Raw genomic sequence first — 23,462 nt, 5'->3', positions numbered from 1 at the left:
GTTTAATGCCTCGTCTCAACAGGAGCTGGGCGACCTAAGAAATCTTCCAGCAAGGAACGCTGAATCCCGAACATTTCAGCTTCTTCCTCGGCAGTAGCATGGTCATAGCCCAGACAGTGCAGAATGCCGTGGGTGGTGAGTAGACACAGCTCATCGAGGGTGCTGTGGCCAGCGTCAGCGCCCTGACGAGCTGCTACCGGCGGGCAGAGTACGATATCGCCCAGAACCCCAGAAGAAGGCTGTTCAGGGGTACCCGGGGTGAGCTCGTCCATAGGGAAGCTCATGACATCGGTTGAGCCCGGTAGATCCATCCAGTCCAGGTGGATGCGCTCCATCTCCGATTCCCCCACTACTGCAATCGAAAGCTCTGTATCGGGTGCCAAGTGCATGCTCGAAAAAACGTGGGCCACCAGGCCTTCAATAGTCGCAATATCTACTGCTGCGAAAGACTCCCGGTCAAAATCACTTGCTGAGCTATCCAGCTCCTCAATTTCAAATTCTAGGTTCACTGGTTTGTACCATCTTCTTGCTCTGACACCTCAATACCGGATTTAGCCAATAGCTTTTCGGCTGCAGCTTCTATGGTCTGACGTTTAACCTTACGATTGCGGCGGCGCTCCATAGAGGACTTTGCCTGATCCCACTTATCATAGGCATTGACGATATCGGATACGAGGCTATGACGAACGACGTCTTCTGCCTCAAGCACTGCAAGGTGGATATCATCAATACCCTCTAGAATCTGCCGAACCTGCTTGAGGCCAGAAGCCTGACCGCCCGGAAGGTCGATCTGGGTGACGTCGCCGGTAATCACCATCTTTGAGCCAAAGCCCAGACGGGTCAGGAACATCTTCATCTGCTCCACCGTGGTGTTCTGAGCCTCGTCCAGAATAATAAATGCGTCGTTCAAGGTGCGTCCACGCATATAGGCCAGAGGAGCAACCTCAATGGTGCCGGCTTCCATCAGCCTGGGAATAGACTCAGGATCGATCATGTCATGGAGCGCGTCGTAGAGAGGGCGCAGATAGGGGTCAATCTTATCGTTGAGGGTACCGGGTAAGAACCCCAAACGCTCGCCTGCTTCAACAGCCGGTCGAGTCAGAATAATACGGTTGACTTCCTTGGATTGAAGGGCCTGCACCGCCTTAGCCATGGCTAAATAGGTTTTGCCTGTACCCGCAGGGCCGATACCAAACACAACGGTGTTGGCGTCAATGGCATCAACATAGCTCTTCTGGTTAATGGTTTTGGGTCGAATATTTTTGCCGCGAGAACTTAGAATATTTTGGCTCATAGCGGTTGCCGGGTGGTTCAGGCTGGCAGTCATCATGGACATTATCCGTTTGACAACCTCGGCGGTGACCTGCGTATCGTTCTCCACCAAAAGAGTGAGTTCCGCAAGCAATCGGACGGTTGTCGCCACGGTCTCTGAAGGTCCGGTAACCACGACGTCCAGGCCCTTAGGCCGAATCCTTAGGCCGGGGAAAGTCTGTTCAACCAGCCCGATATTACCGTCGTGGGGGCCAAGAACTGCCACCATTTCTGCGATGGATTTGAAAGAGAAAGTCCGGGCTACTGAAAGCGGCCGGCTCGTAGATTGTACTGATGTAGTCATAAGTGCCCAGCTGGGCCTTCAGAGCTCCTCATTGCAGTAGCGAACAGGGGGTAGTGCTCAGGGTTTACTTTACCCGCACTATTTGAAGAAAAAACGGGTTTTGCGCAGAGTGATATTGAACAGTTCGTGATATTGAACAGTTCGCCAACTCAAGGTAGATCTCTTGAAAGCTGGCAATGAACTCTTTACCAGCGACCCAGGGCAAGATTCAGTGCCGAAATAGCGGCAGCTCCGGCTGTTGAGCTACGGAGCACCTCGGGGCCAAGCAATACGGTGTGTGCGCCGGCTTGTTCCAAGATCTCAAGCTCCCGAGGGCTAATCCCACCCTCCGGCCCCACCACAAAATAGACCTCCTCAACATCCGGGCTAAGGTGCTCTGCCAAAGCCTGTGAAAGTCGGTAGTTTGCCTGCTCATGCAGAAGTAGAAAGAGCGCCCGCTCCCCCAATTCCTGGGCCAAATCGGCCAGATCAGCCGTGCTGTGGAGCTGATAGACAGGCGGGAGCAGTGCCCGCCTAGACTGCTTGGCTGCGGCTTTGACCGTGTTCTGCCACTTGGCATGTGCTTTTGCTGCCCGCTCCATCTTCCAACGAACAATTGAGCGGTCGGCACTCCACGGTACGATACCGTGAGCGCCTAGCTCGGTGGCCATCTCAATAGCCTGGATATCTCGGTCGCCCTTGGCCAGAGCCTGAACCAGGTAGATCGAAATACCTAGCTCATCGAGCGCCAGCGACTGAACCGTTAGCAGCAAACCGCCGTCTACTGTGCCCTCCACCCTTGTGACGGCCCGGTTGCCTAAGCCGTTGACCAGGTCGATCCCCTCGCCTAACTCCGCACGTTTGACGGTCTTGGCGTGGTGGCCCTCATCGCCTAGGAGACTGTAGGCGGCACCTGGGACCAAGGACTCAAAATCTTCGGGCGAGATGTAGTAGACGGCGTTGCTCATAACGAGTTCCTACTTGAGGTGGTCTTTGAGGCGGGAGAAGAACCCACCCTGCTTATGGGTCACGGTTTCACTCATCTTGAGATCTTCTCCGCGCAACTCCGAGAACTGCTTAAGCAGGTTCTTTTGTTCATCGGTGAGTTGGGTAGGGGTACGGACCTCAACCTGCACACGCAAATCACCGCGGCCACCACCGCGCAGGTGGTTAACACCCAGGCCCTTGAGCGTGATGACATCGCCAGACTGAGTGCCGGCTGGAATCTGTATCTCCTGCGGCCCGTCGAAAGTCTCCAAGGTGATGGTAGTGCCCAAGGCGGCAGCGGTCATCGGAACCCCTACCGCCGCAATGAGGTCATCGCGTTCGCGTGAGAAAGTGGGATCGGCCGCTACGCGAAGCTCAACGTAGAGGTCACCATTAGGTCCGCCGGCGGTGCCTGCTTCACCCTGCCCCGCTAGACGAATACGGGCGCCATCGGTTACGCCCGCAGGAATCTTGATGGTCAGGGGCTTGCGTTCACGCACACGACCCTCACCATAGCACTCGGCGCAGGGGTGCTTGATAACGGTTCCAAAGCCACGGCAGCTGGGGCACTCAACAGGCTGAACGACAGTACCCAAGATGGACTGAACCTGGCGCTGCATGTAGCCCTGTCCACGGCAGGTTTCACAGGTTTCGGGGTGGGTACCCTCAGCGGTTCCCTCGCCCTTACACAGGTCGCAGGTCACAGCGGTATCAACGGTGATGGGCTTATTGGTGCCAAAGACAGCGTCTTTAAGGTCAATCTTGACGTTGATAAGAGCATCCTGCCCCTGACGAACCCGGCTCTGCGGCCCGCGCGGAGTCGCGTTGAAAAAGGTCTCAAAGATATCCTGGAAACCACCAAAGCCGCCCGCCCCGTTAAAGCCGCCGGCTGTGCCGTTCTCGTTACCGGTTTGATCATAAATCCGGCGCTTTTCAGGGTCAGAGAGCACATCGTGAGCTAGCGAAACACGCTTAAATTCCTCAGCGGCTTCCTCAGAAGGGTTAATGTCGGGGTGCAGCTGGCGGGCTTTCTTGCGGTAGGCCTTTTTGATTTCTTCGGGGCTGGCATCGCGCGATACACCGAGGGTTTCGTAGTGACTGCTCACAGTTCTCTCTTTCAGGGTCATGGGGTACTACTAAATATGTGGAGGCAAGAAGCTGTTTTACTCCTGCCCCAAAATCTTTGACAGGTAGCGGGCTACGGCATTCACCTTTGAGACGGTTCGGGCGTAGTCCATACGTGTTGGCCCTACAACACCAACGTGTGCGTTTCCTCCAGGGCCGTAGCTACTTGCAACAACTGAGGTCTCGGCCAGCGATTTCTCCCTGTTTTCTGAGCCGATGCTGACCGCAAAACCGCGCTCATCGTGTTCCATAGTTGCCAAAAGCTTAAGGAGCACCACCTGCTCTTCAAGGGCATCGAGTACAGGTGCAATACTACCGCGAAAATCAACGGTTGACTCTGCCAGGTAGGCTGTTCCCGCTATCAGCACCTGAGAGGATACACCCTGAGCTGCCAGTAGCTGAACTGCTTGGACGAGGCTGAGCATGAGCTTGCTGCGCGGGTGAGGAGCCAGCGCCTGAGCTACCTGGGACAGAGGCTGACCCGAAAAGGCCTCAATAAGCTGTTGCTTGATAGTGACTAGTTCATCGGCTGTATGCGGGCATGCTACCGTTCGTTGGGTGACCTGCCCGGTATCGGTAATCAGTACCACTAGGACTGTGGATGTTGATAAAGAGACCAGCTCAACATGCCGTAGCGCAACCGTCGGGCCGGTCGGATACTGCACCATGGCGACCTGGTGAGTAAGCGAAGAAAGGAGCTGGACGCTACTTTTCATCATGTCATCCACGCTATCGGCGCTATCGAGCAGGGTATGGATTGCTCTCTTCTCCCCTGGTGAGAGCGGTCGCAAAGCCGATATCTGGTCAACGAAAAGCCGGTAACCTAGGTCAGTGGGCACTCTGCCCGCACTGGCATGTGGTGCCGATATCAGGCCCTGTTCTTCCAGAGCGGCCATGTCGTTGCGCACCGTGGCGCTAGAAACCCCCAACTGCCGCCGCTCAATGAGGGTCTTTGAACCAACCGGCTCCCGAGTATGCACGTATTCCTCGACGATAGCCTGCAAGACCTGAAGCCTGCGCGGATGGTCCATTTCACCTCCTGATGATGTGAGCTTTAAGGGTTTTTAGCACTGGGGATACCAGAGTGCTAAGTTACCCGTTAACTCTAATACCACTGCACTAGAATCAGAATTCAGTACGCTGATGGCTAAGGCACTTGGCCGTGTTTTCAAGGAGTTTAATGGATTATCGCGCTTCGTGGGGGTCAGCTGATCTGAGCGCCCACAAACATTCCCAATTACCCCGCGTGGTGCTCAAACCGGGGCTGGTTCTCGAAGATATGGTGAGCGGTTTTGTGGGTGCAGCTGTTTCGCTCCGCTCTGTTGGCAGTAACCATATGGTAGGTCTTGAGGATCGGCATGGGCGGGTCAAGCAATTCCCCTTGGGCCCCGGCTTCCTCCTTGAAGGTCGACCGGTCAACCTTGTTGCTCCTGAGCCGCAACAGGCTAAGCCCACCAAGCAGATTTCCCGATCCGGTTCTGTCGCCTTGGATAATGCCCCCGCTAGGACTGCCCGTGCCAGCCGAATTTGGGTCGAAGGTATCCACGACGCTGAACTGATTGAGAAAGTGTGGGGGCACGACCTGCGTGTCGAAGGGATTGTGGTCGAACCCCTCCACGGTCTTGATGATGTAGCCAGTGCCATTAGGGAGTTCGCACCAGCGCCCCACCGAAAACTTGGGATTCTAGTGGACCACCTGATTACCGGGTCTAAAGAAAGCCGTATAGCCGAAGCCGCGCTGAAAACCCCCGGCGCTCGCGGGAACGTAATGATTATGGGGCACCCCTTTGTCGATATTTGGCAGGCAGTTAAACCCGGCGTTCTTGGAATCGAGAAATGGCCCGTAATCCCCCGCAGCGAAGAATGGAAGCAGGGAATCCTTCGCCGACTCAACCGGCCTTACGCCAGACCCGAAGATATTCGAGCCGGATGGGACTCAATCCTAAAGCGCGTTGATACCTATACCGACCTTGAGCCGGCTCTGCTTGGCCCAGTAGAACAACTCATAGATTTTGTGACTCTTGAAAGCTAAACTTTCTCGGTAAATAATGTGATAAATATCGTGCGCTCACAAGACAAAAAGTCACTTATACCTATACCTTGTACACAAGCTATTGACTAGACTTGTCTGAGGCATGAACTTGGCATCGTGCCATCACTCGTATCCACCCAAGACCAAAGAGAAACCTTCTTGAAGACTGCAACTTCTCCATCGACCACCACCTACAAGGGGTCCTCAGCAACGGCATCGCACCTGTCCGTTAATGCTGACCGCAACATAGCGACTGCTGCCCACTTCGGTGGTGTACTCGGCTGTATCCCCTCCGCTGTTATCTACTACCTCTACCGGGGTCGCGGTCCTTTCACTGAGCAGGAATCACGTGAGGCGCTCGACTTCACCCTGCTTCCCACCATCGTTTTGGCTCTGGGAATTATTCTGAGTAACATCCCCGCTATCGGCTGGTTCTTCGGACTTGTAGCAGCTCTGACCTGGACCTACCTGGCTTTCTCAGCACTTATTGCCGGCATTGTGGTAACTCGCGGTAACCCCTACCAGTACAAGTTCAACACTTTCCTTTTTACTAAGATTTTGAGCCGTAAAAAGTAGCCTCTGCTAATCTAAAAGTTCTGGGCCCCTACCTTATGCAGGTATGAGGCCCAGTTTTCTTTAGTTCAGGTCGGGTAGTAGCTCCCTGGTCACGGCATCGCCTAAGAGCCGACCCTGCAGAGTGAGTCTGACCCGACCGTCAGCAAGGGCCTGCTCATCAATCAGCCCTTGACCTATAAGCCAGTCGAGGGACGAAGCGATATCGGTGCCCTGCCGGCCCTCCACCAGCCGGCTCACAGGTAATCCGTCGATGACGCGAAGCATGAGCATGATGTCTTCAAACCGTCGCGTTTCTTGACTTAAGACCTCGCGGGCCGCTGCGGGGCTTAGACCTTGCCTGACCCTTGTGGTGTAGGGAACTGGGTGCTTGAGGTTCCACCAGCGAGTCCCATCCACATGTGAATGAGCACCGGGACCAACCCCCCACCAGTCCTGGTTGCGCCAGTAGGCGTAGTTGTGGCGGCTCCTAAACTCCGGCGACTTAGCGTAGTTGGATACCTCATACCAGTGGTAGCCTTCTTCATCGAAGATTGCTTCAGCAAGAAGATACTTATCGGCCATAGCATCTTCATCGGGCATAGCGAACTCACCCCTACGAATTTGCGCGGCAAGTTTAGTCCCCTCCTCCACAATCAGGGAGTAGGCCGAGATATGGTCAGGCCCATAAGAAACTGCCGCTCGCACGGTCTGCTCCCACTGCTCTAGACTCTCCCCCGGAGCGCCGTAGATCAGATCAAGGGAAACCTGTAAACCAGCCTCGCGGGCCCAAGCCACTACCTTAGGAACATTAGCCGGTGTGTGCGTGCGGTCAAGCACTGCAAGGACATCAGGCACCACGGACTGCATGCCAAAGGATACCCTGGTAAAGCCACCGGCTCTGAGCGTAAACAGGTCATCGCGGGTCACAGAGTCGGGGTTGGCCTCCGTGGTAACCTCCGCCCCCTTCTCCAAGCCAAATAGATTTATGGCTTTCGCCAGAATCCGGACTAAATCAGCAGCCGGCAATTTGGTCGGAGTCCCACCCCCAAAGAAGACAGAGTAGAGCTTACGCTCCGGTGCTCCTGACTCTCGCAGAACCCGCTGAGCAAACTCAAGCTCAGCAATAGCATCGTCAGCATAACTGCCTAACCCAACGCCGTCACCGAAATCTTCGGTTGCGTAGGTGTTGAAATCGCAGTAACCACAGCGCACAGAACAGAAAGGAACATGCACATACAAACTAAAATCGCGTTCCTGCAAACTGGCGGCAGAATCAAATGGGATTCTGCCGTCCAAGGGTGCAGGTTGGCCTAAAGGCTGAGCCGGCATTATTTCTTTGACTTGTCCTTAGACTCTTCACCCGATGAGAGCGCCGCAATGAAGGCTTCCTGGGGAACCTCAACGCGGCCCACCATCTTCATACGTTTCTTGCCTTCCTTCTGCTTCTCAAGGAGCTTACGCTTACGCGAAATATCGCCACCGTAGCACTTAGAAAGGACATCCTTACGCATAGCGCGGATATTCTCACGGGCAATAATGCGTGACCCGATGGCAGCCTGGATAGGTACCTCGAACTGCTGGCGAGGAATCAGCTCACGCAGTTTACCGGTCATCATGACACCGTAGGAGTATGCCTTATCACGGTGAGTGATAGCAGAGAAAGCGTCGACCTTTTCACCCTGGAGCAAGATGTCAACCTTGACCAGGTCGGCCTCTTCTTCGCCGTCAAATTTCCAGTCCAGTGAAGCGTAGCCACGGGTCTTGCTCTTGAGCTGGTCAAAGAAGTCAAAGACAATCTCAGCCAGTGGCAGACGATAACGGAGCTCCACACGGTCCTGGGAGAGATAATCCATGCCCCCCATGGAACCGCGACGGGACTGACACAACTCCATAATGGCACCCACAAACTCGTTGGGAGCGATGATGGTGCAGGCGACCATGGGTTCCTTGATGATGGCTACCTTGCCTTCGGGGAACTCACTGGGGTTGGTCACCCGCTGGGAAACTCCATCTTCGCCCACAACATCGTAGATAACGTTGGGAGCGGTGGAGATAAGGTCCAGGTTGAACTCCCGCTCAAGACGTTCACGAACAATCTCAAGGTGGAGCAGCCCCAGGAAGCCGCAGCGGAAGCCAAAGCCTAGTGCCGCTGAAGTCTCAGGCTCCCAGATCAGGGCAGCATCGTTGAGCTGGAGCTTTTCCAGGGCATCGCGCAGGGCCGGGTAGTCGGAGCCGTCAATGGGGAACAAGCCAGAGAACACCATAGGCTTGGGGTCCTGGTAACCTCCCAGCTCCTCACTGGCAGGCAGATGCGAACTTGTCACGGTATCACCCACGCGGGAGAGACGGACGTCTTTTACACCGGTAATCAGGTAGCCCACTTCGCCCATGCCCAGTCCGTCGGTGGGTTTAGGTTCGGGCGAAATCACACCAATTTCGAGCAGGTCATGCTCCGCGCCCGTGGACATCATCTTGATTTTTTGACGCGGGGTGAGCTTACCATCAACTACACGAACATAGGTGACAACGCCGCGGTAAGAGTCGTATACGGAGTCGAAAATCATGGCGCGGGCGGGAGCATCCTGCTCCCCCTTAGGTGCAGGCAGGAGCTCCACAATACGGTCTAGAAGTTCGGGCACACCCTCACCGGTCTTACCGGAAACACGCAAAACCTCATCGGGCTCAACTCCAATCAGATGAGCTAGCTCCTCTGCATATTTATCGGGCTGTGCCGCTGGCAGATCAATCTTGTTGAGGACCGGGATAATAGCCAAATCGTTTTCCATGGCTAGGTAGAGATTAGCCAGGGTCTGGGCCTCAATACCCTGAGCCGCATCAACCAGAAGCAAAGCGCCTTCACATGCTGCCAGAGAGCGTGAAACCTCATAGGTGAAGTCCACGTGGCCGGGTGTGTCAATCATGTTCAGAGCGTAGTTAACGCCCTTGACTTCCCAAGGCATACGAACAGCCTGGGACTTAATGGTGATACCGCGCTCACGCTCGATATCCATGCGGTCAAGATACTGAGCTTTCATCTCACGCGGGGTAACAACCCCGGTAGCCTGCAACATGCGGTCGGCCAGGGTCGATTTACCGTGGTCGATATGCGCGATAATGCAGAAATTGCGGATGATGGAGGGATCAGTAGCCGCGGGCTTAGGTGGGTTGGTCGCCAAGGGTGACACGTGGGTTTGGTCCTTTCACGACTCACAGTAGCTTGCAGAAGCTCACAGGGAAGTCTCTGACGATAGAAATCAGTTAACCAGTTTCTCACACTTCACGCGTGCGTGTCTGCTCGCGCGCCGCTCATAAGCGTTTATTGTAGTGACCATGAAGATCAATTTGAGAACCATCAACCAGGCGCTCAGCATCGGCCAGAAGCTTATGCGCGAATGGAACAAGTACCAGAACCAGAAGGATCGTCAGCAGGGTACCGCAGCCCCGAAGACCACCCGCTCAAAAACCACGCGAGAAACCAAACGCCAGGGTGACTACGGCACTTTTGGGACTGAGCCAGCTCAGCAGAGACCGGCAGAGAGCACTCAAGGCCAGTCGCCGGGAGTCCCCTCAAACCCTTACGCAACCGGTACAACGCCGCCCCCTGCTACCAGCTCAAACACTGGTAGCTGGGAAACCGGCGGCTACCCCGGCGATTACTTCGGAACTGTAACTTTCGACTACTCCCCTAACCCCGATGGTGAAGCTGACCCCGGTGAAGTTGTATGGGCCTGGGTGCCTTTCGAAGAAGACTACACCCAGGGAAAGGACCGCCCGCTTCTGATTATCGGGAAGAGCGGCAACTACCTGCTAGGTCTCATGCTGACCAGTAAGGACCACACCAACGCCGCAACCACCGACCCCAACTATCTCGATATCGGTAGCGGCGCATGGGATAAGGAAGGCCGCCCCTCCGAGGTCAAGCTCAACCGGGTCATCCAGCTCAACCCCAGGGGTCTTCGTCGTGAAGGCGCCACTATGGATAGGGCAACCTTCGACCTGGTTGTTCAGGCCTACAACCAACGCTGAACTATCTTCAGGGCAGGTGCATAAGTGTTGCCTTAATCTCCGCCACACAGAGCCAATAAACTGATAAAGTTAATGCTTGTGTGTCCGATGGTCATCGGGCACTGCTGACTGGTTGCCATAGGCATCCCCACGCCGCTCAGTCGATGACCGGTCAGCACAGCCCTCACCGACCAATTAGACAAAAACAGAAAGTTTTTAATCGTGGCTAATATTAAGTCCCAGAAGAAGCGTATCCTCACCAACGAGAAGGCTCGCCTGCGCAACAACGCAATCAAGTCCGATCTCAAGACCTCCATCCGTAAGGTCACCGAGGCAGTTGAAGCTCAGAATGTTGAAGCAGCAACTGACGCTCTTCGTACCGCAAACCGCAAGCTTGACAAGGCTGTTTCAAAGGGTGTTCTTCACAAGAAGAACGCTGCAAACAAGAAGTCAGGCCTTGCTGTTCTGGTAAACAAGCTTTCCTAAGTTCTGGTTCCGGCCCCTCTAGTCGGCGTCTAAGAGCGAAGTGACATAAAGCCCCACACACCCTTAGGGTATGTGGGGCTTTGTGCATGCCAGGGATATTTTTGCCAGGACCTATTACCGGCTCTGTGCCGTCTGTGCAATAGCAAGGACAGCTTTTTCCAGCGGGTAGAGCGGATCAAGGTTCTCACCCTTGAGCTGGGCATCGGTATCAGCCAGAAGAGCTAGAATCTGCGCAAGGTCAGCCGGAGAATACCTGCGTGCATCACGTTGCGCGGCCTCGACCTGCCAGGGGATCATCTTGAGCTCACTTGCGAGCTGGTTAGCGCTCCCAGGTACCCCGTGAACCTTGGCGATATTACGGATACGGGCGGCCAAGGCACCGAGCAGTGGGATAGGGTCACTTCCGGTGTCCATAGCCTGGCGGACAAGCTTGATGGCTTCCCTGCTGTTACCGGCAATAGCAGCATCGGCCACCTTAAAGGCTGTGACCTCGGTTCGGCCTCCGAAGTATCTGTTGATAGTCTCCAGGGTAATCTCACCGGGTTCATCGGAGGCCAGCTGTCGAGCCGCCGATGCCAGCTCAGCTATATCGCTGGAAGCAGCTGCCAAGGTGGAGGCGGCAAGGGGGTCAATACGCCGACCAGCTTCCCTAAACTCATAAATCACAAAATCTACACGGTCACGTTCGTTCTTGAGAGATTTGCACTCAACTACTGGGTAATTCCTGTTAGCACGGATGGTGTCTAAGAGTTTCTTTCCGCGGTTTCCCCCGCTGTGGTGAAGGATAGTCAGGGTTGAAGCCTGCGGAGTCTGGCAGTAGGCCAACATATCGGTCAAGAAGAGGTCGTTCATCTGTGCAAGCTGTTCGACCTCAATAATTTTGGGCTCGTCAAAGAGAGAAGGGCTAGCTAGGACCCCTAGCTGGCCAGCTTTGTAGTCTTTAGCTGAAAGTACCGATAGCTCATAGGCCCCGTGTTCTTCAGCAAAGAGCTTGCGGAGCCGTTCCTTCGCTCGTTGGGCAAAATATTCCTCGGGTCCGTACAGTAGGGCTACTGCCGCCAGAGGAACTGTCCTCCAAGCCTTGTCTGCAGTGGACGGTCGTGATTTTGATGAGCGTGCCATGGGCCTCCTTCGTGTCCTTCCATCTTGTCAGAAAATCTTTGGGCGTGCAGGTTAACGAGAAGTGATGAGGTGTAGACCATCGTCATGGGAGCTCACCGCGATATGGCCCTGTTGGTCTGTCCTCTTAGTAGCTATGCCCTGTTTCTCTAAAAATTCCATAATGCTGGGGTGAGGGTGGCCGTAGCTGTTGCCCTGTCCCACTGAAACTACAGCTAGCTGAGGTTTGACAGCGATGATGAGATCGGTCCCGCTCCCCTTGGACCCGTGGTGGGCGACCTTAAGCACTGCTGAGGGCAAGGCTGAGCCGTAGTTTGTGATGATGCTATGGGCAGCTTCCGCCTCTAGGTCGCCTGTGGTGAGTACCGTGAGGTGCTCCTCTTGCGAGTTCAAGGGCGCGATATCCCAGCGCATCACCAGCGAGGTATTGTTGGTCCAGCTTGAGCTATCTGATTGACCGGGTATCGCTTGCGGTTCGGACGGTGGCCACAAAACCTCTGCGGTAGCTTGTACCCGGTGATTACTGAGGGGAAAGCCTACAGAGCTCCCCTGCTCAAGAGAATGCAGTGCCGGTTGATGCTGTAGCTGCCGGGAGACGTGACCTTCTAGCTGGTTGAGTTTTTCTGAAGCAAAATAGGGGCTTACCACTACATTCTTGACGGGTAGGGAGGCCAAAGCCCAAGAGTAGGCACCGTAGTGGTCGCTGTGCTCGTGCGTGAGCACGACTGCCTCTAGTTCGTCGATGCCAGCCCAGTCCAGACAGGTTTTAAGTGCTTGAGGGTTATCCCCTGTATCCAGGAGGATGGCAGAACTATTGCCTATTCTGATGAGGTGGGCATCGCCTTGGCCAACGTCGCAGGTAATCCACTGCCAGTCAGCTGGGGCCTTATCTCTTGATGAAAAGCGTGGAGTGATAAGTACGAACAGAAGAACCACAATGAGGCAGAAGAGCACCAGATTGGCCCATTTTCGTGCTGGGTCTTTGCTCCAGGAACCGGGTAAGAGGTTATTCAAAGAAGGTGTTCTGCTCACGCTATACCGCTCCCGCCAACATCAAATAAGGCAGGAACTCTTGAATCCTGCGGAGTGTTAATCCGGGCATCGGTCACCAAAACTATGGCACTGACAGCCGCCACGCCAAAGAGCGTCAGCAGTAGGTTGTGGGGGCTCACCTCTAAAGGGATGCGACTACCGGGGAGGTCATAGCACCAGCGGCTTACCCAATGGACGGTTTGTGCGCCCAGGCCACCGCATTGGAGGAAGAAGCTAGCTGCCTGATCAGCATAATTCAGGCTTGAAGCTAGGAGGGCCGCTAGGCCGGCCAAGGTAATAGGGGCAACGAATGGGGCCACCAGGATATTTGCAAGAACGGTATAGGGGTAGAAAGACTCTGAAAGGAGCAAAATAACCGGTGCACACCATAGAGAAGCCGCCAAAGGAAGAGCCAAGACTTCGGCCCAGAGTAAAGGAAAAATATGGCAGAGAAGACGCGTTATGGCAGGTGCCAACAGCATCAGCGAGGCTGTGGCTGTGACGGATAGCACGAACCCGTAGTCGGTTGCCAGTTCGGGTGATATAAACAGCAAACCGATAAGGCAGCTTGAGAGCAAGGTAAGCCGGTAGGCCCCGTGCCCCAGCACAAGACCTACCGCACCGAGCAGGCCCATAGTCCAAGCCCTTAATACCGAACCGTCCGGGCCGACAACCGAGACGTAGAGGGTGGCAGCGCCCAGACCAGAACAAATCAGAAGTAACCTGGGTAGGCCCAGTTGCTGAACCAGCCGGTAGGCCAGCACGAAGATGAGGGTGATATTGGAACCGGATACGGCTGTGAGATGAGTGAGCCCTGAGGCTCTTAAAGCATTGACCGCCTGCTCTGAAAGCGGAGTATCGTCCCCGTATGCCATCCCTAAGACCAGCCCGGCCTCATCCGCACCTATCTCTCTAGTCGCCTTTGCCCGTAGCTCGTTTTTGAGAAGAAAAATAGCGGGAGCTGATGGGGCACCGCCCTGGTACCGTAGCGCCCCTTTGACGCTGTAGTAGCTACCCTGAACACGAAATCTACCTACACCGGTTACTGAGCTTCCGGGAACGAACAGCTGCTCTGTGTAGATATGAAGGCTGATAGCTGCCTCGTAGGTGCTGGGATACTTCGATAGCTGGTGAGTGGCAACGGTCGTCCTGTAGCCTCCCCGAGTGGCCGGTTCGGAGTTCACAACCTGCCCGGCAAGCCGTATGCCCTGACCGTTGAGCTCTTGGAGTAGGGCTAACCTAGCTGGATAATCTTTGCCCACCATAATGACGGCCTGCAGACAAGAAAGCAGGAGCGCAAAGGCTAGACAGGCCTGTAATCCCCCGTGAATCCTGGTGCTGATTCTGCTTATTCTGAGAGTCAAGGGCCGATAGGAAAGGCACAGCAGGAAAGCAAGTAAGAGCAGGAAGATCAGAGCCACTCTTCTGAAAGGGTATAGGTGCGTAAGGGCAGTAAAACACCAGAGAGAAAGTGCCGCAGGAAGGAGCCGTATATCTGTAAAACGAGGTTGCGCCAGCCGATGCCAGCTCAGGGCCCGGGATTGGTGCCAGCGCTTGCGAAGGTACTGTGCAGATCCCATTAGACGGTCACCAATGGCCTGAGTTTTTCGAGTTTAGACGGCCCGATACCTGATACCTGGTCTAACTCGTCAACGGACTGGAAACCTCCGTGCTCTTCACGCCAGGCTATGATCGATTCAGCAAGTACAGGACCAACCTGGGGCAGAGTCTGCAGCTCGCTAGCTTCTGCTGTGTTGATGTTCACCAAATGATCGGTAGCAGAGGAACTACCGGCGGAGCTACTTGCCTTTCCCTGGGTAGCCTGTGCGGGTGGCAGGACGGTTTCCTCCCCCACCGCCGGAACATATATTTGCCTCCCATCCATGACCGGTTCAGCCAGATTGATAGCCGAGGTATTTGCATCGGGCCTAGGCCCACCGGCAGCAGTAAGTGCGTCGTTGACGCGGCCCCCCGGTTTAAGCTCGTAGAGGCCGGGAGAGATCACAGCACCGGTCACATGTACTAGGACAGCACCACCTGATGCGGCTGAACTGCTACTGGTGGGCGTACTAGAATCTGAGGTGTTGTTTGGCTCCTGCCTGGACCGAGCACCTGCCTGTTCCTGTGCCGGAGCAGAAACGGGAGAGATGACTTCTTGGCTACCTCTTGAATCTCCTACTACCGGCCACAGGGCAAAGCCGGAAAGAACCAGTGCAAGGATAATAAGCGCTCCGGTAGGTACCTTCCAACGAATCACCGATGCCTGAGGGGCTGATAAAGAGCTATGAGCTGACTGCGCCTGCAGGGCCTGTTCAATCAGTAGCCGGTGGCGTGGGCGTGAGCTGCCGACCTGTTCTGAAGGTTGAGCTGGATCCTCACCGGGGGCAGGACCTCTTGTCGTAATCAGATAATCTGTGAGTCGATCAGGCCTATCATCCTCGCAGTCGTAGGGTTCTGGCCAGGCCTCCTGCGAAAGGTCGGGGCTCTGAAAGTGCTGTTCTTTCATGCCGACAGGTTAGACCGATCGGTCCTAGCGACCTGTATTCAACCCTAGCTGTGGAAGGCCAGGGCACTGTTATTCTCCAGCACTTAGCTCATCAGTTAGTGAAAAAGGTGAATACATGACGCGGCTGTAGAACACGATGCTCACAGGCAGCCCACCTACCAAAGCCTAGAGCACAACGGTTGCAAGAGCACCCAGGCCTGCGTGGGCGGCTAGAACCGGCGGTAGCGGGCTAAGCTGAGCTTGCTCAGCTACTTGACCGAGCCTAGTTTTAAGTTCTTTTGCCTGCTCCACATTCCCGCTGTAGTGGATAGCAACGACCCTGCCAGCCCTCTGTATCAGTGATCTGGCTTCAGAGGTTTCTAAAGTGATGTCTAAAGGCAACTCACCGGAGCGTTTACTACAAGCATCATGAGTGAGGGCTACGAGGCATTCAATAGCCTTTGCCGTGGTGCGTGGGCGTTCAAGGTAGCTTAGCTTGCCGTCCAGAACGGTTGCCACAGGTCGAATTTGGAACATCTGCCCAACCATTGCAAGGGCTGGGCTGACCCGACCGCCCCGTTTGAGAGCGTCTAGGGTTGGAATAAAAAAGAAGAGCTCGGTGCTTGAACACAGCTCTTCAGCCAGAAGGCTTGCTCTCTCTAGGTCGCCCTCCTCGGCCAACAACCGGTGCAGGCGGGCAACCGGCTCCCCCAGACCCATTGCAAGGTTGAGAGAGTCCACCACCGCAACCGGGATATCAACCATGGACGCGGCCAAGCCTGCTGCATCGCAGGTGCCAGAAAGCTCACCCGACAGGTGTACCGAAACAACGCCCTCAAACCCTTGCTGGGCGAAGTCCTCGTAAATATCAGCCAGGGCCCCGGGAGCCACCCCGGAAGTGGTAACCTGCTGGCCCTGAACATGGGCCATAGCAATAGCCTCATCAACGGTCATGGAGTCCAGGCTATCAACCGGCTGATTGTCGATTGAAACCGGTAAATCCGCAATGGCAAAGCCGCCCGCACTGAGCAGAGCTGCCAGCAGCTCTGTAGGCAGAGCGGAAGAAGAATCGGTAACGAGAGCAAGTGAACGCACCCTCCTACTCTACCCCTTCTGCTGTCTAGCACCCTTAACAGAAAGCAGGCGGGATGCCACCCAGATTGGTGGCACCCCGCCTGAAAACAGCCAAGAAATATTAGATGACGATATTCACGAGCTTAGGGGCACGAATAATTACCTTGCGGATTTCAGCCCCAGCCAGAGCACGCTGAACGGCTTCAGACGCTAGAGCTAGCTTCTCAAGGTCTGCCTCGGAAATGTCCTTGGCAACCTCCAGACGGTCCTTGAGCTTGCCCTTGACCTGGACGATAGCGGTGACTGTCTCATCAACCAGCTGGCTCTCGTCAACGGCAGGCCAACCGGCGGTCAGAACCGGGGTATCGTGGCCCAGCAGGTGCCAGGCGTCCTCAGCGGTGTAGGGGGCATAGAGTGAAAGCAGGATCGCAATAGCCTCAGCCGCCTCGCGGACCGCGGGGTCAGCCGCACCAGCGCCAGAGTCGATCACCTTGCGGGTGGCGTTCACCAGCTCCATGGTTTTAGCAACAGCAACATTGAACTTGCCGTTTTCTACCAGATTTCCGGCTTCAAAGATGGTGCGGTGAACCAGCTGGTGCAGGGTCTTATCGCCGGTGGCGCCGTCAACACCGGGTTGGCTGCTGACATCGTTGGCTACACGCCAGGCGCGTGCCAAGAACTTCTGCATACCTGCGGGTGATACATCGGCCCAGTCCACATCGTCTTCGGGCGGGGAAGCAAAAACCATGACGGTTCGGATAGCATCGACACCGAACTTATCCAGCTGCTCACCCAAGTCAACGCCGTTGCCCAGGGACTTGGACATAGCCTTACCCTGGTTGAGAACCTGGCCCTGATTCATCAGAGCCTTGAAAGGCTCTGAATGGTCAATCAGGCCCAGGTCACGAATGACCTTGGTGAAGAAGCGTGCGTAGAGCAGATGCAAGATAGCGTGCTCAACACCGCCAACATACATGTCAACCTGGTTCCACTTCTTCATCTGCTCGGGATCAAAGATGCCAGCATCGAAGTTGGGGGAAACATAGCGCAGGAAGTACCAGGAGGAATCCACAAAAGTGTCCATGGTGTCGGAGTCACGCTTGGCATCCTTGCCACATACGGGGCAGGGAGCGGTATTCCACTCGGTGGCCGCAGCAAGAGGTGACTGGCCCTTAGGGGCCAGGTCTTCGCCCGAGAGGTTATCGGGCAGGAGAACAGGTAGCTGGTCCTCGGGCACCAGCTGCTCACCGTGCTCTTCACAGTGGACTACAGGAATCGGGCAACCCCAGAAACGCTGACGGGAGAGCAACCAGTCACGCAGGCGGAAATTGACTTTGCCGCTACCTAGGCCCTTCTCTTCCAGCATCTCAATTACCTTGGAGATTGCCTCAGCCTTGTTGAGGCCGTCCAGGGGGCCAGAGTTGATATGGACACCGTCACCGGTGGTTGCAAGACCTGAAACCGCAGGGTCTTCCTCGCCAGTCTCAAGAACGGTAATGACGGGAATATCAAACTTGCGGGCAAAGTCCAGGTCGCGCTGGTCGTGGGCGGGCACGGCCATGAGCGCACCTGTACCGTAGTCAGCTAGGGCGTAATCAGAAGCCCACAGCGGTAGCTTATCGCCGGTGAGCGGGTTGATTGCGTAACGGCCTAGGAAGACACCGGTCTTCTCTCGGTCAGTGGCCTGGCGGTCAATGTCCGATAGAACCTTGATCTTCTCGCGGTAGGCCTCCAGAGCCGCGCGCTGATCATCGGTGACCAGTTCGAGGGCCAGATCGGCATCGGCAGCCACGATGAAGAAAGTAGCACCGTATAGGGTATCGGGGCGGGTTGTAAAGACATCCACACTGCTAGCGGGCTTACCCTCAGCTGCCTCAAGGGCGAAGGTAACCTGCGCACCCTCAGAACGGCCAATCCAGTTCCGTTGCATGGCCAGAACACGGTCAGGCCAGTGCCCTTCAAGCTCCTTCATATCGTCCAGGAGTTCTTGGGCGTACTCGGTAATCTTGAAGTACCACTGGTTCAGAGACTTCTTAGTGACCTGGGTATGGCAGCGCTCGCACTCCCCGTTAACAACCTGCTCGTTAGCGAGTACGGTCTGGTCCTTGGGGCACCAGTTGACCTGCGAGAACTTACGGTAGGCTAGGCCCTTCTTGTAGAACTGCTGGAAGAGCCACTGGGTCCACCGGTAGTATTCGGGATCTGAGGTGTGCAGGCGGCGCGACCAGTCGGCCATAATGCCGTACCGTTTGAAAGAACCTGCCTGGGTCTCAATGTTCTTGTAGGTCCACTCTTGAGGGTGGGTGTTATTTTTGATAGCCGCGTTTTCAGCGGGCAGACCAAAGGAGTCCCAACCGATAGGGTGCAAAACATTGTAGCCCTTCTGCTTCCAGAAACGGGCAGTCACATCGCCAATAGCGAAGGCCTCGGCATGACCCATGTGTAGGTCGCCGGAGGGGTAGGGGAACATATCCGCTACATAACGAGTTTCTAGACTTTCATCATCGGTGGGTTCAAAGACCTTAGTCTCTTCCCAGTAGGGCTGCCACTTGGCTTCCATGGCACGGAAGTCCCAGGTGGTTTCGTTCTGTTCGGTAGGTTCTACCTGGCCAGTCACGGTGTTTCCTGTCTGTCATTCGATTCTGGAGCACCATTTTTGGGCACACCAAAGCCAAAGCTGTCAATCATTTGTTACCTAGTGTACCGCGCCTCGGCAGGGTTTACCCCGCCCGTCTGCTGGGTGAGAAAGCATACCTTGGGTGAAAACGGGTACAGTGTTTTGGTAAAGGAGTTGATGATGCCGTTGGATACCTCAGAACAGCAGCCCTCGGTCTTTGAACCGGTACCCACCATCAAGATGCGCGGGCACCTTCACGAGGGTGTAATTGCCGGTGCCCGCTGCCGCTGGTGGGTCTACGGCAAGGAAGATGCCCCTCCCCTGGTTCTAATTCACGGTTTTCGGGGTGACCACCACGGGTTGGAGCTCATAGCCCAGGGCCTAGAGGACTACTGTGTCTATATCCCCGACCTACCTGGGTTTGGCAGAAGCGAGGCGATCCCCGGTGCTGAGCACACGATATCTAGCTATGCGGCCTGGCTGGTTGACTTCATTGAACTGACAAGCCCTAGCCCCGTCCACCTGGTCGGCCACTCTTTTGGGTCTATTATCACTAGCTACACGGCGCTAGTCCGCCCCCAGCTTTTCACCCGGCTCACCCTCATCAACCCCATCTGCCAGCCTGCCCTGGAAGGCGAGCAGAAGATTATGACCCGTCTGGCCGAGCTTTACTATGGGGCGGGCGCCTGTCTCCCCTCGGGTCTGGGATTTGCTCTGCTCCGTTCCCGGCTGGTGACCAGGCTCAGTAGCGAGTATATGATGAAGACCCAGGACCCAGAGCTTCGCGCCTTTATCAACAGCCAGCACGACGCCTATTTCGGCTCATTTGCCTCCCGCGATGCCGTCCTGCAAGCCTACCGGGCCTCCATATCGGCCACTGCCGCTGATTTTGCCCCCTCAGTCCCCCTGCCCGTTCAGATGGTTGTTGCCGAAAAAGACGACCTGGGTACCCTGGAACTTCAAGAGCAGATGGCCGCTTCTCTGCAGCAGGGACGTTTTGATCTGATCCCCGAGGTGGGCCACCTTATTCACTACGAAACACCCTTACGAGCAGCCGCTCTCATTAAAGAATTCAACCGTGAAGGGCTAGAACTGTGAAGCTAATCGTTGATGCACGCTACACCCGCATTGGCTTCCACGATGGAATTAGCCGCTATACAGCATCACTCCTGACAGCTCTACATGAGCTGATAGAGAGCCAAGATAGCCACCTGCCACGGGACTTCCAGCTAGTCATGGCTATCCACGACCTTCGCCAGCTTGAGATGCTTCCGCCTCTGCCTTACATCACAATCTGCTCACCAACATCTGCCCTTGAGCCTCTCGCGGCCCTCCAGCTGAATCGTCACAACCCTGACGTAGTTTTTTCTCCCATGCAGACCCTTGGTTTGGGCGGTTTAGGACGCAAATTCAAGCTAATTCTGACCCTTCACGACCTGATCTACTACAGCTACCCTACTCCGCCCTCCTTCCTGCCCCTGCCCGTACGCCTGGGCTGGAGGGTCTTCCATTCAACCTACGCTCCCCAGCAATACCTGCTCAACAGCGCAGATGCTGTTGCAACGGTATCGGCGACAACGGCAGATCTCATAAGACAACACAGCCTGACACACCGCTGTCTTGTCGAGATCCCTAATGCCCCCCAGCCAGGGAGTATTGTGACCGAAGCTCAGGCGCTTGCAGCGCTTTCGACCCGTACCAAAGACCTGATCTATATGGGTTCCTTCATGCCCTACAAGAATGTGGAGACCCTACTGCGGGCCATGAAGTTCCTGCCCGACTATCGCCTGCACCTGCTCTCTAAAATCAGTCCCCACCGGAAGGCTGAATTACTGCCACTTGCCGGTTCCAACGTCACCTTCCACAACGGTGTGAGCGATGAGGAATACCGCAATTGGCTGGGGCGCGCCCACGCCCTGCTCACCGCCTCAAAGGATGAGGGCTACGGTCTGCCGGTTGCTGAAGCACAGGCCGCCGGTTGCCCCGTTGTACTCAGCGATATCCCTATCTTCCGTGAGATAGCTCCGAACGCCCACTTTGCCAGCACCCATAACGCCTGGGAATTTGCGCAGGCAATACGAGGTCTGTCCGCCCCGGCTGTTGCCCAGCAGGCGGTCAGAGCAGGATTAAAGGATTCTCAACGCTACAGCTGGCAGGCCAGCGCACTCACACTAGTTGAGACAGCAATGAAGCTCTACCAAGGGCAGGCGGAAGCCTAGAGGATATCTAGGCCGTCACACCTAATCTGGACTGGCTCGCTCTTATGCAGGGCAGCTAGGGATGCCTTCCTTGCTCTGAGGTGATGGGTGAGACTAGGCCCCTGCGCATAGGTAAAGAAGATAATGGCGCGGTAGAGATCTCCCTCGGGTTCACCGTCGTAAAACCCTGTAGGGTCAGCTAAAGCTACTGGCCCGCTCACCCGCACTTGGTCAGGTAGTTCAATAGCGTCCAAGAAGGTCTGGACAGCTTTTTCACTGCCCGTAATAGCAGCGGTACGAACAGCCGGTGGTAGGCCAATCTCGTTGCGCTCATCCATCTCCCACAGGGCAAAGCCCATGGGATCCCAACGGATAAGGGCTTCAAGCGTGGGTGAAGGGCTAGCTGTCGTGACCACGCGGCCACCCACCGCAAAAGAACGCACCAGCGCTGCGGCGTTGAACCAGCGACGCAAAGCGGTCTCCGGTGCCCGCAGCGAATCAAACTGGAGCATGCGATCAGCATCAAGCAAGAGCGCCGCAGAGTAGCCACCTTGGGCTACCGGCTCCCCGCCAGGAGTGGCAATGACCAGGGCCGGTTCGGGGCCGATAGCGGGGCGGATATTCTCGCCACTGGAGGTGATCACCGGTACACCAGGGAAAGCCCGGCCCAGTTCTTCGGCGGTGCGTAAGGCACCGGCTGCGCCGGTACGCCAGCGGTCATAGCCGCATTCGATACAATGCCAGCCCTGGGCCAGATGACCGCACCAACCGCACTGGGGGGCGCTACCTCCGCCAGGTACAATCATAGGTCCGCGGCAGTCTGCGCAACGTGCTGGCATACGACACCGCTGACAGCTGAGCGCAGGAATGTAGCCAGCCCGAGCTACCTGTATAAGAACGGGCCCCGTTTCGAGGGCGTCTTTGGCTACAGCGAAAGCCTGGTGCGGGATACGGGCTATAGCAGCCAGCGGGTCCCTAGCCAGTGCGTAGTCATCACCCGTTGTCATAACCCTGGGTGTAAAGGAGCGGACCAGTTCTCGTTCGGCCCCGATAAAACTGGCCCAGCGGGTGCGTACCAAGCGCGCTGCCTCGCTGGAAACTGCGTAGCCCATGAAGAGAGCCGCCGTGTTTTCTTGGCTAGCCCTCAGCAAAAGGACGTCGCGTGCGTGGCAGTAGGGCGACCGCTGTTCAATGAGTGAAGAGTCCCCATCGTCCCAGCAGGCTACCAGTCCTAAATTAGCAACCGGGGCGTAGGCTGCTGAGCGCGTTCCAATCACAATGCGCACGGCCCCGCATCTGGTCAACAGAAAGTTACGGTACCTTATGGTGGGCTGGTCGTGTGCTGTTAGCTGGACGAATGCTGATGCCGGAACCAGCTTATTCAGAGCCTGGGCAAGGCGGTCCAGGCTTTTGCGGTCAGGAACGAGAGCTAAGGCTCCCCTGCCGGTGCTGGCGGTAGCCACCAGAGCTGAGGCAAGTAGGTCCTCCCAGCTCCGTTCGGGGTGCGAGGGTAGGACGGCCATAACTGCCCGCGCCTCTGCACCTGCTAAAAGGTCATCGCAGAACTCGGGACCGTTGGTATAGTCAGCAAAGCCTTCCAAATCCACCGGTGCTATTTCCAGCGGTTCAGCACGATAGGTGTGGGTCAGGCCGTGCTGGCCGGGGCCGCTATCGCCCTTTCGCGGTAGATAGGGTTTTTCAACGCTGGCAACACGCGGTGGAATCGCAAGGCGCAGGATATCGGGAATCAGCCCCGCATACCTATCAGCTAGCGCATCAGCAAGCTGAAAAACCTGGGGTGAAACAACGGAAACCGGTGAGATTACTTCTTGGAGGGGTAGCAAGCGTCCCGCGACACTGCTTGTTGCTGCCCTTTCACGAATCCAGCCTGAGACGGTCCGGTTGTTGAATTTCACGCGCACCCGCACACCGGGCTGTGCTTGGGCATCAAGCGAGACAGGAATGCTGTAATCGAAGAGCCTGTCCAGGTGCGGTAGCGGACTATCAATGTGAACCCTTGCTACGGGTAGATGCCCGGCCTGCGCTTCGGCTGGTACAGCATCAGCCTGCTGGGGCGAAGCAAGGTCGAATCCCCGCAACAAATCAAGTTGCGGGGATTCGTAAGAAGGCACCTGAGTCATGAGGACATTATA

At 55.9% G+C, this 23,462-nt stretch carries 20 protein-coding genes; 6 read left to right on the top strand and 14 right to left on the bottom strand.

Annotation, left to right across the window (positions count from 1 at the left end; translation table 11 throughout):
- Positions 1-2 precede the first annotated feature (2 nt).
- The 5 genes from ybeY to hrcA form a co-directional block, all read right to left on the bottom strand.
- Entirely contained in the window at positions 3-509 is a 507-nt protein-coding gene (ybeY, locus tag ACN080_RS05435) for an rRNA maturation RNase YbeY (RefSeq protein WP_419111985.1), read from the bottom strand.
- A complete protein-coding gene (locus ACN080_RS05430; RefSeq protein ID WP_419113245.1) occupies positions 506-1,615 on the bottom strand; it encodes a PhoH family protein in 1,110 nt (369 codons plus the stop codon). Before ACN080_RS05430 ends, ybeY begins: the two co-directional genes overlap by 4 nt.
- Positions 1,616-1,800: 185 nt before the next feature.
- On the bottom strand, positions 1,801-2,562 hold the full coding sequence (locus ACN080_RS05425; protein ID WP_419113244.1) for a 16S rRNA (uracil(1498)-N(3))-methyltransferase: 762 nt from the start codon (positions 2,560-2,562) through the stop codon (positions 1,801-1,803).
- 9 nt (positions 2,563-2,571) lie between these two features.
- Complete coding sequence (gene dnaJ / locus ACN080_RS05420; protein ID WP_419111988.1) at positions 2,572-3,687, bottom strand: molecular chaperone DnaJ; 1,116 nt, start codon at positions 3,685-3,687, stop codon at positions 2,572-2,574.
- Between the two features lie 57 nt (positions 3,688-3,744).
- Positions 3,745-4,737 carry a heat-inducible transcriptional repressor HrcA gene (gene hrcA / locus ACN080_RS05415; RefSeq protein WP_419099679.1) on the bottom strand — a complete coding sequence of 331 codons (993 nt, stop codon included), beginning with the start codon at positions 4,735-4,737 and terminating at the stop codon, positions 3,745-3,747.
- Positions 4,738-4,886: 149 nt separating this feature from the next.
- Here hrcA and ACN080_RS05410 point away from each other — a divergent pair, with 149 nt between their 5' ends.
- Positions 4,887-5,738 (top strand): DUF3097 family protein, encoded by an 852-nt coding sequence (locus tag ACN080_RS05410; protein ID WP_419113243.1) that lies wholly within the window; start codon positions 4,887-4,889, stop codon positions 5,736-5,738.
- Positions 5,739-5,897: 159 nt separating this feature from the next.
- A complete protein-coding gene (locus tag ACN080_RS05405) occupies positions 5,898-6,314 on the top strand; it encodes a DUF4870 domain-containing protein (protein WP_419099677.1) in 417 nt (138 codons plus the stop codon).
- A 60-nt stretch (positions 6,315-6,374) separates the two neighbouring features.
- On the opposite strand, the gene hemW is transcribed toward ACN080_RS05405, so the two are convergent.
- Both hemW and lepA read right to left on the bottom strand, forming a co-directional pair.
- Positions 6,375-7,622: a radical SAM family heme chaperone HemW gene (gene hemW, locus ACN080_RS05400; protein WP_419113242.1), complete on the bottom strand. Its 1,248-nt coding sequence runs from the start codon at positions 7,620-7,622 to the stop codon at positions 6,375-6,377.
- Positions 7,622-9,478 carry a translation elongation factor 4 gene (gene lepA, locus ACN080_RS05395; RefSeq protein WP_419099675.1) on the bottom strand — a complete coding sequence of 619 codons (1,857 nt, stop codon included), beginning with the start codon at positions 9,476-9,478 and terminating at the stop codon, positions 7,622-7,624. Before lepA ends, hemW begins: the two co-directional genes overlap by 1 nt.
- Positions 9,479-9,623: 145 nt before the next feature.
- On the opposite strand from lepA, the gene ACN080_RS05390 reads away from it, so the two are divergent.
- Positions 9,624-10,319 carry a type II toxin-antitoxin system PemK/MazF family toxin gene (locus ACN080_RS05390; RefSeq protein ID WP_419110414.1) on the top strand — a complete coding sequence of 232 codons (696 nt, stop codon included), beginning with the start codon at positions 9,624-9,626 and terminating at the stop codon, positions 10,317-10,319.
- 201 nt (positions 10,320-10,520) lie between these two features.
- On the top strand, positions 10,521-10,784 hold the full coding sequence (gene rpsT / locus ACN080_RS05385; protein ID WP_419099673.1) for a 30S ribosomal protein S20: 264 nt from the start codon (positions 10,521-10,523) through the stop codon (positions 10,782-10,784).
- A 114-nt stretch (positions 10,785-10,898) separates the two neighbouring features.
- Here the strand turns inward: rpsT and holA are convergent, their stop codons facing one another.
- From holA to leuS, 6 genes are all read right to left on the bottom strand, one after another.
- Positions 10,899-11,906, bottom strand: coding sequence for a DNA polymerase III subunit delta (holA, locus tag ACN080_RS05380; RefSeq protein ID WP_419110413.1), 1,008 nt, complete (start codon positions 11,904-11,906; stop codon positions 10,899-10,901).
- 51 nt (positions 11,907-11,957) lie between these two features.
- On the bottom strand, positions 11,958-12,935 hold the full coding sequence (locus tag ACN080_RS05375) for a ComEC/Rec2 family competence protein (protein ID WP_419113241.1): 978 nt from the start codon (positions 12,933-12,935) through the stop codon (positions 11,958-11,960).
- Positions 12,932-14,356, bottom strand: coding sequence for a ComEC/Rec2 family competence protein (locus tag ACN080_RS05370; protein WP_419113240.1), 1,425 nt, complete (start codon positions 14,354-14,356; stop codon positions 12,932-12,934). The genes ACN080_RS05375 and ACN080_RS05370 overlap by 4 nt, the downstream gene beginning before the upstream one ends.
- 158 nt (positions 14,357-14,514) lie before the next feature.
- On the bottom strand, positions 14,515-15,441 hold the full coding sequence (locus ACN080_RS05365; RefSeq protein WP_419113239.1) for a helix-hairpin-helix domain-containing protein: 927 nt from the start codon (positions 15,439-15,441) through the stop codon (positions 14,515-14,517).
- Positions 15,442-15,606: 165 nt separating this feature from the next.
- Positions 15,607-16,515: a DegV family protein gene (locus tag ACN080_RS05360; RefSeq protein ID WP_419113238.1), complete on the bottom strand. Its 909-nt coding sequence runs from the start codon at positions 16,513-16,515 to the stop codon at positions 15,607-15,609.
- A gap of 100 nt (positions 16,516-16,615) precedes the next feature.
- Positions 16,616-19,054: a leucine--tRNA ligase gene (gene leuS / locus ACN080_RS05355; protein ID WP_419113249.1), complete on the bottom strand. Its 2,439-nt coding sequence runs from the start codon at positions 19,052-19,054 to the stop codon at positions 16,616-16,618.
- Positions 19,055-19,291: 237 nt separating this feature from the next.
- Here leuS and ACN080_RS05350 point away from each other — a divergent pair, with 237 nt between their 5' ends.
- Together ACN080_RS05350 and ACN080_RS05345 are read left to right on the top strand one after the other, a co-directional pair.
- Complete coding sequence (locus tag ACN080_RS05350; RefSeq protein WP_419113237.1) at positions 19,292-20,209, top strand: alpha/beta fold hydrolase; 918 nt, start codon at positions 19,292-19,294, stop codon at positions 20,207-20,209.
- Positions 20,206-21,330 (top strand): glycosyltransferase family 4 protein, encoded by a 1,125-nt coding sequence (locus tag ACN080_RS05345; RefSeq protein ID WP_419104520.1) that lies wholly within the window; start codon positions 20,206-20,208, stop codon positions 21,328-21,330. Before ACN080_RS05350 ends, ACN080_RS05345 begins: the two co-directional genes overlap by 4 nt.
- Here ACN080_RS05345 and ACN080_RS05340 read toward each other — a convergent pair.
- Positions 21,327-23,450 (bottom strand): primosomal protein N', encoded by a 2,124-nt coding sequence (locus ACN080_RS05340; RefSeq protein ID WP_419113236.1) that lies wholly within the window; start codon positions 23,448-23,450, stop codon positions 21,327-21,329. The genes ACN080_RS05345 and ACN080_RS05340 overlap by 4 nt on opposite strands.
- Between the last annotated feature and the right edge of the window lie 12 nt (positions 23,451-23,462).

The sequence above is a fragment of the Rothia sp. CCM 9416 genome (assembly GCF_048513535.1).
GTDB lineage: Bacteria > Actinomycetota > Actinomycetes > Actinomycetales > Micrococcaceae > Rothia.
Note: the sequence above shows the minus strand (reverse complement) of the source record. Positions and strands in the feature narration are given on the sequence as shown.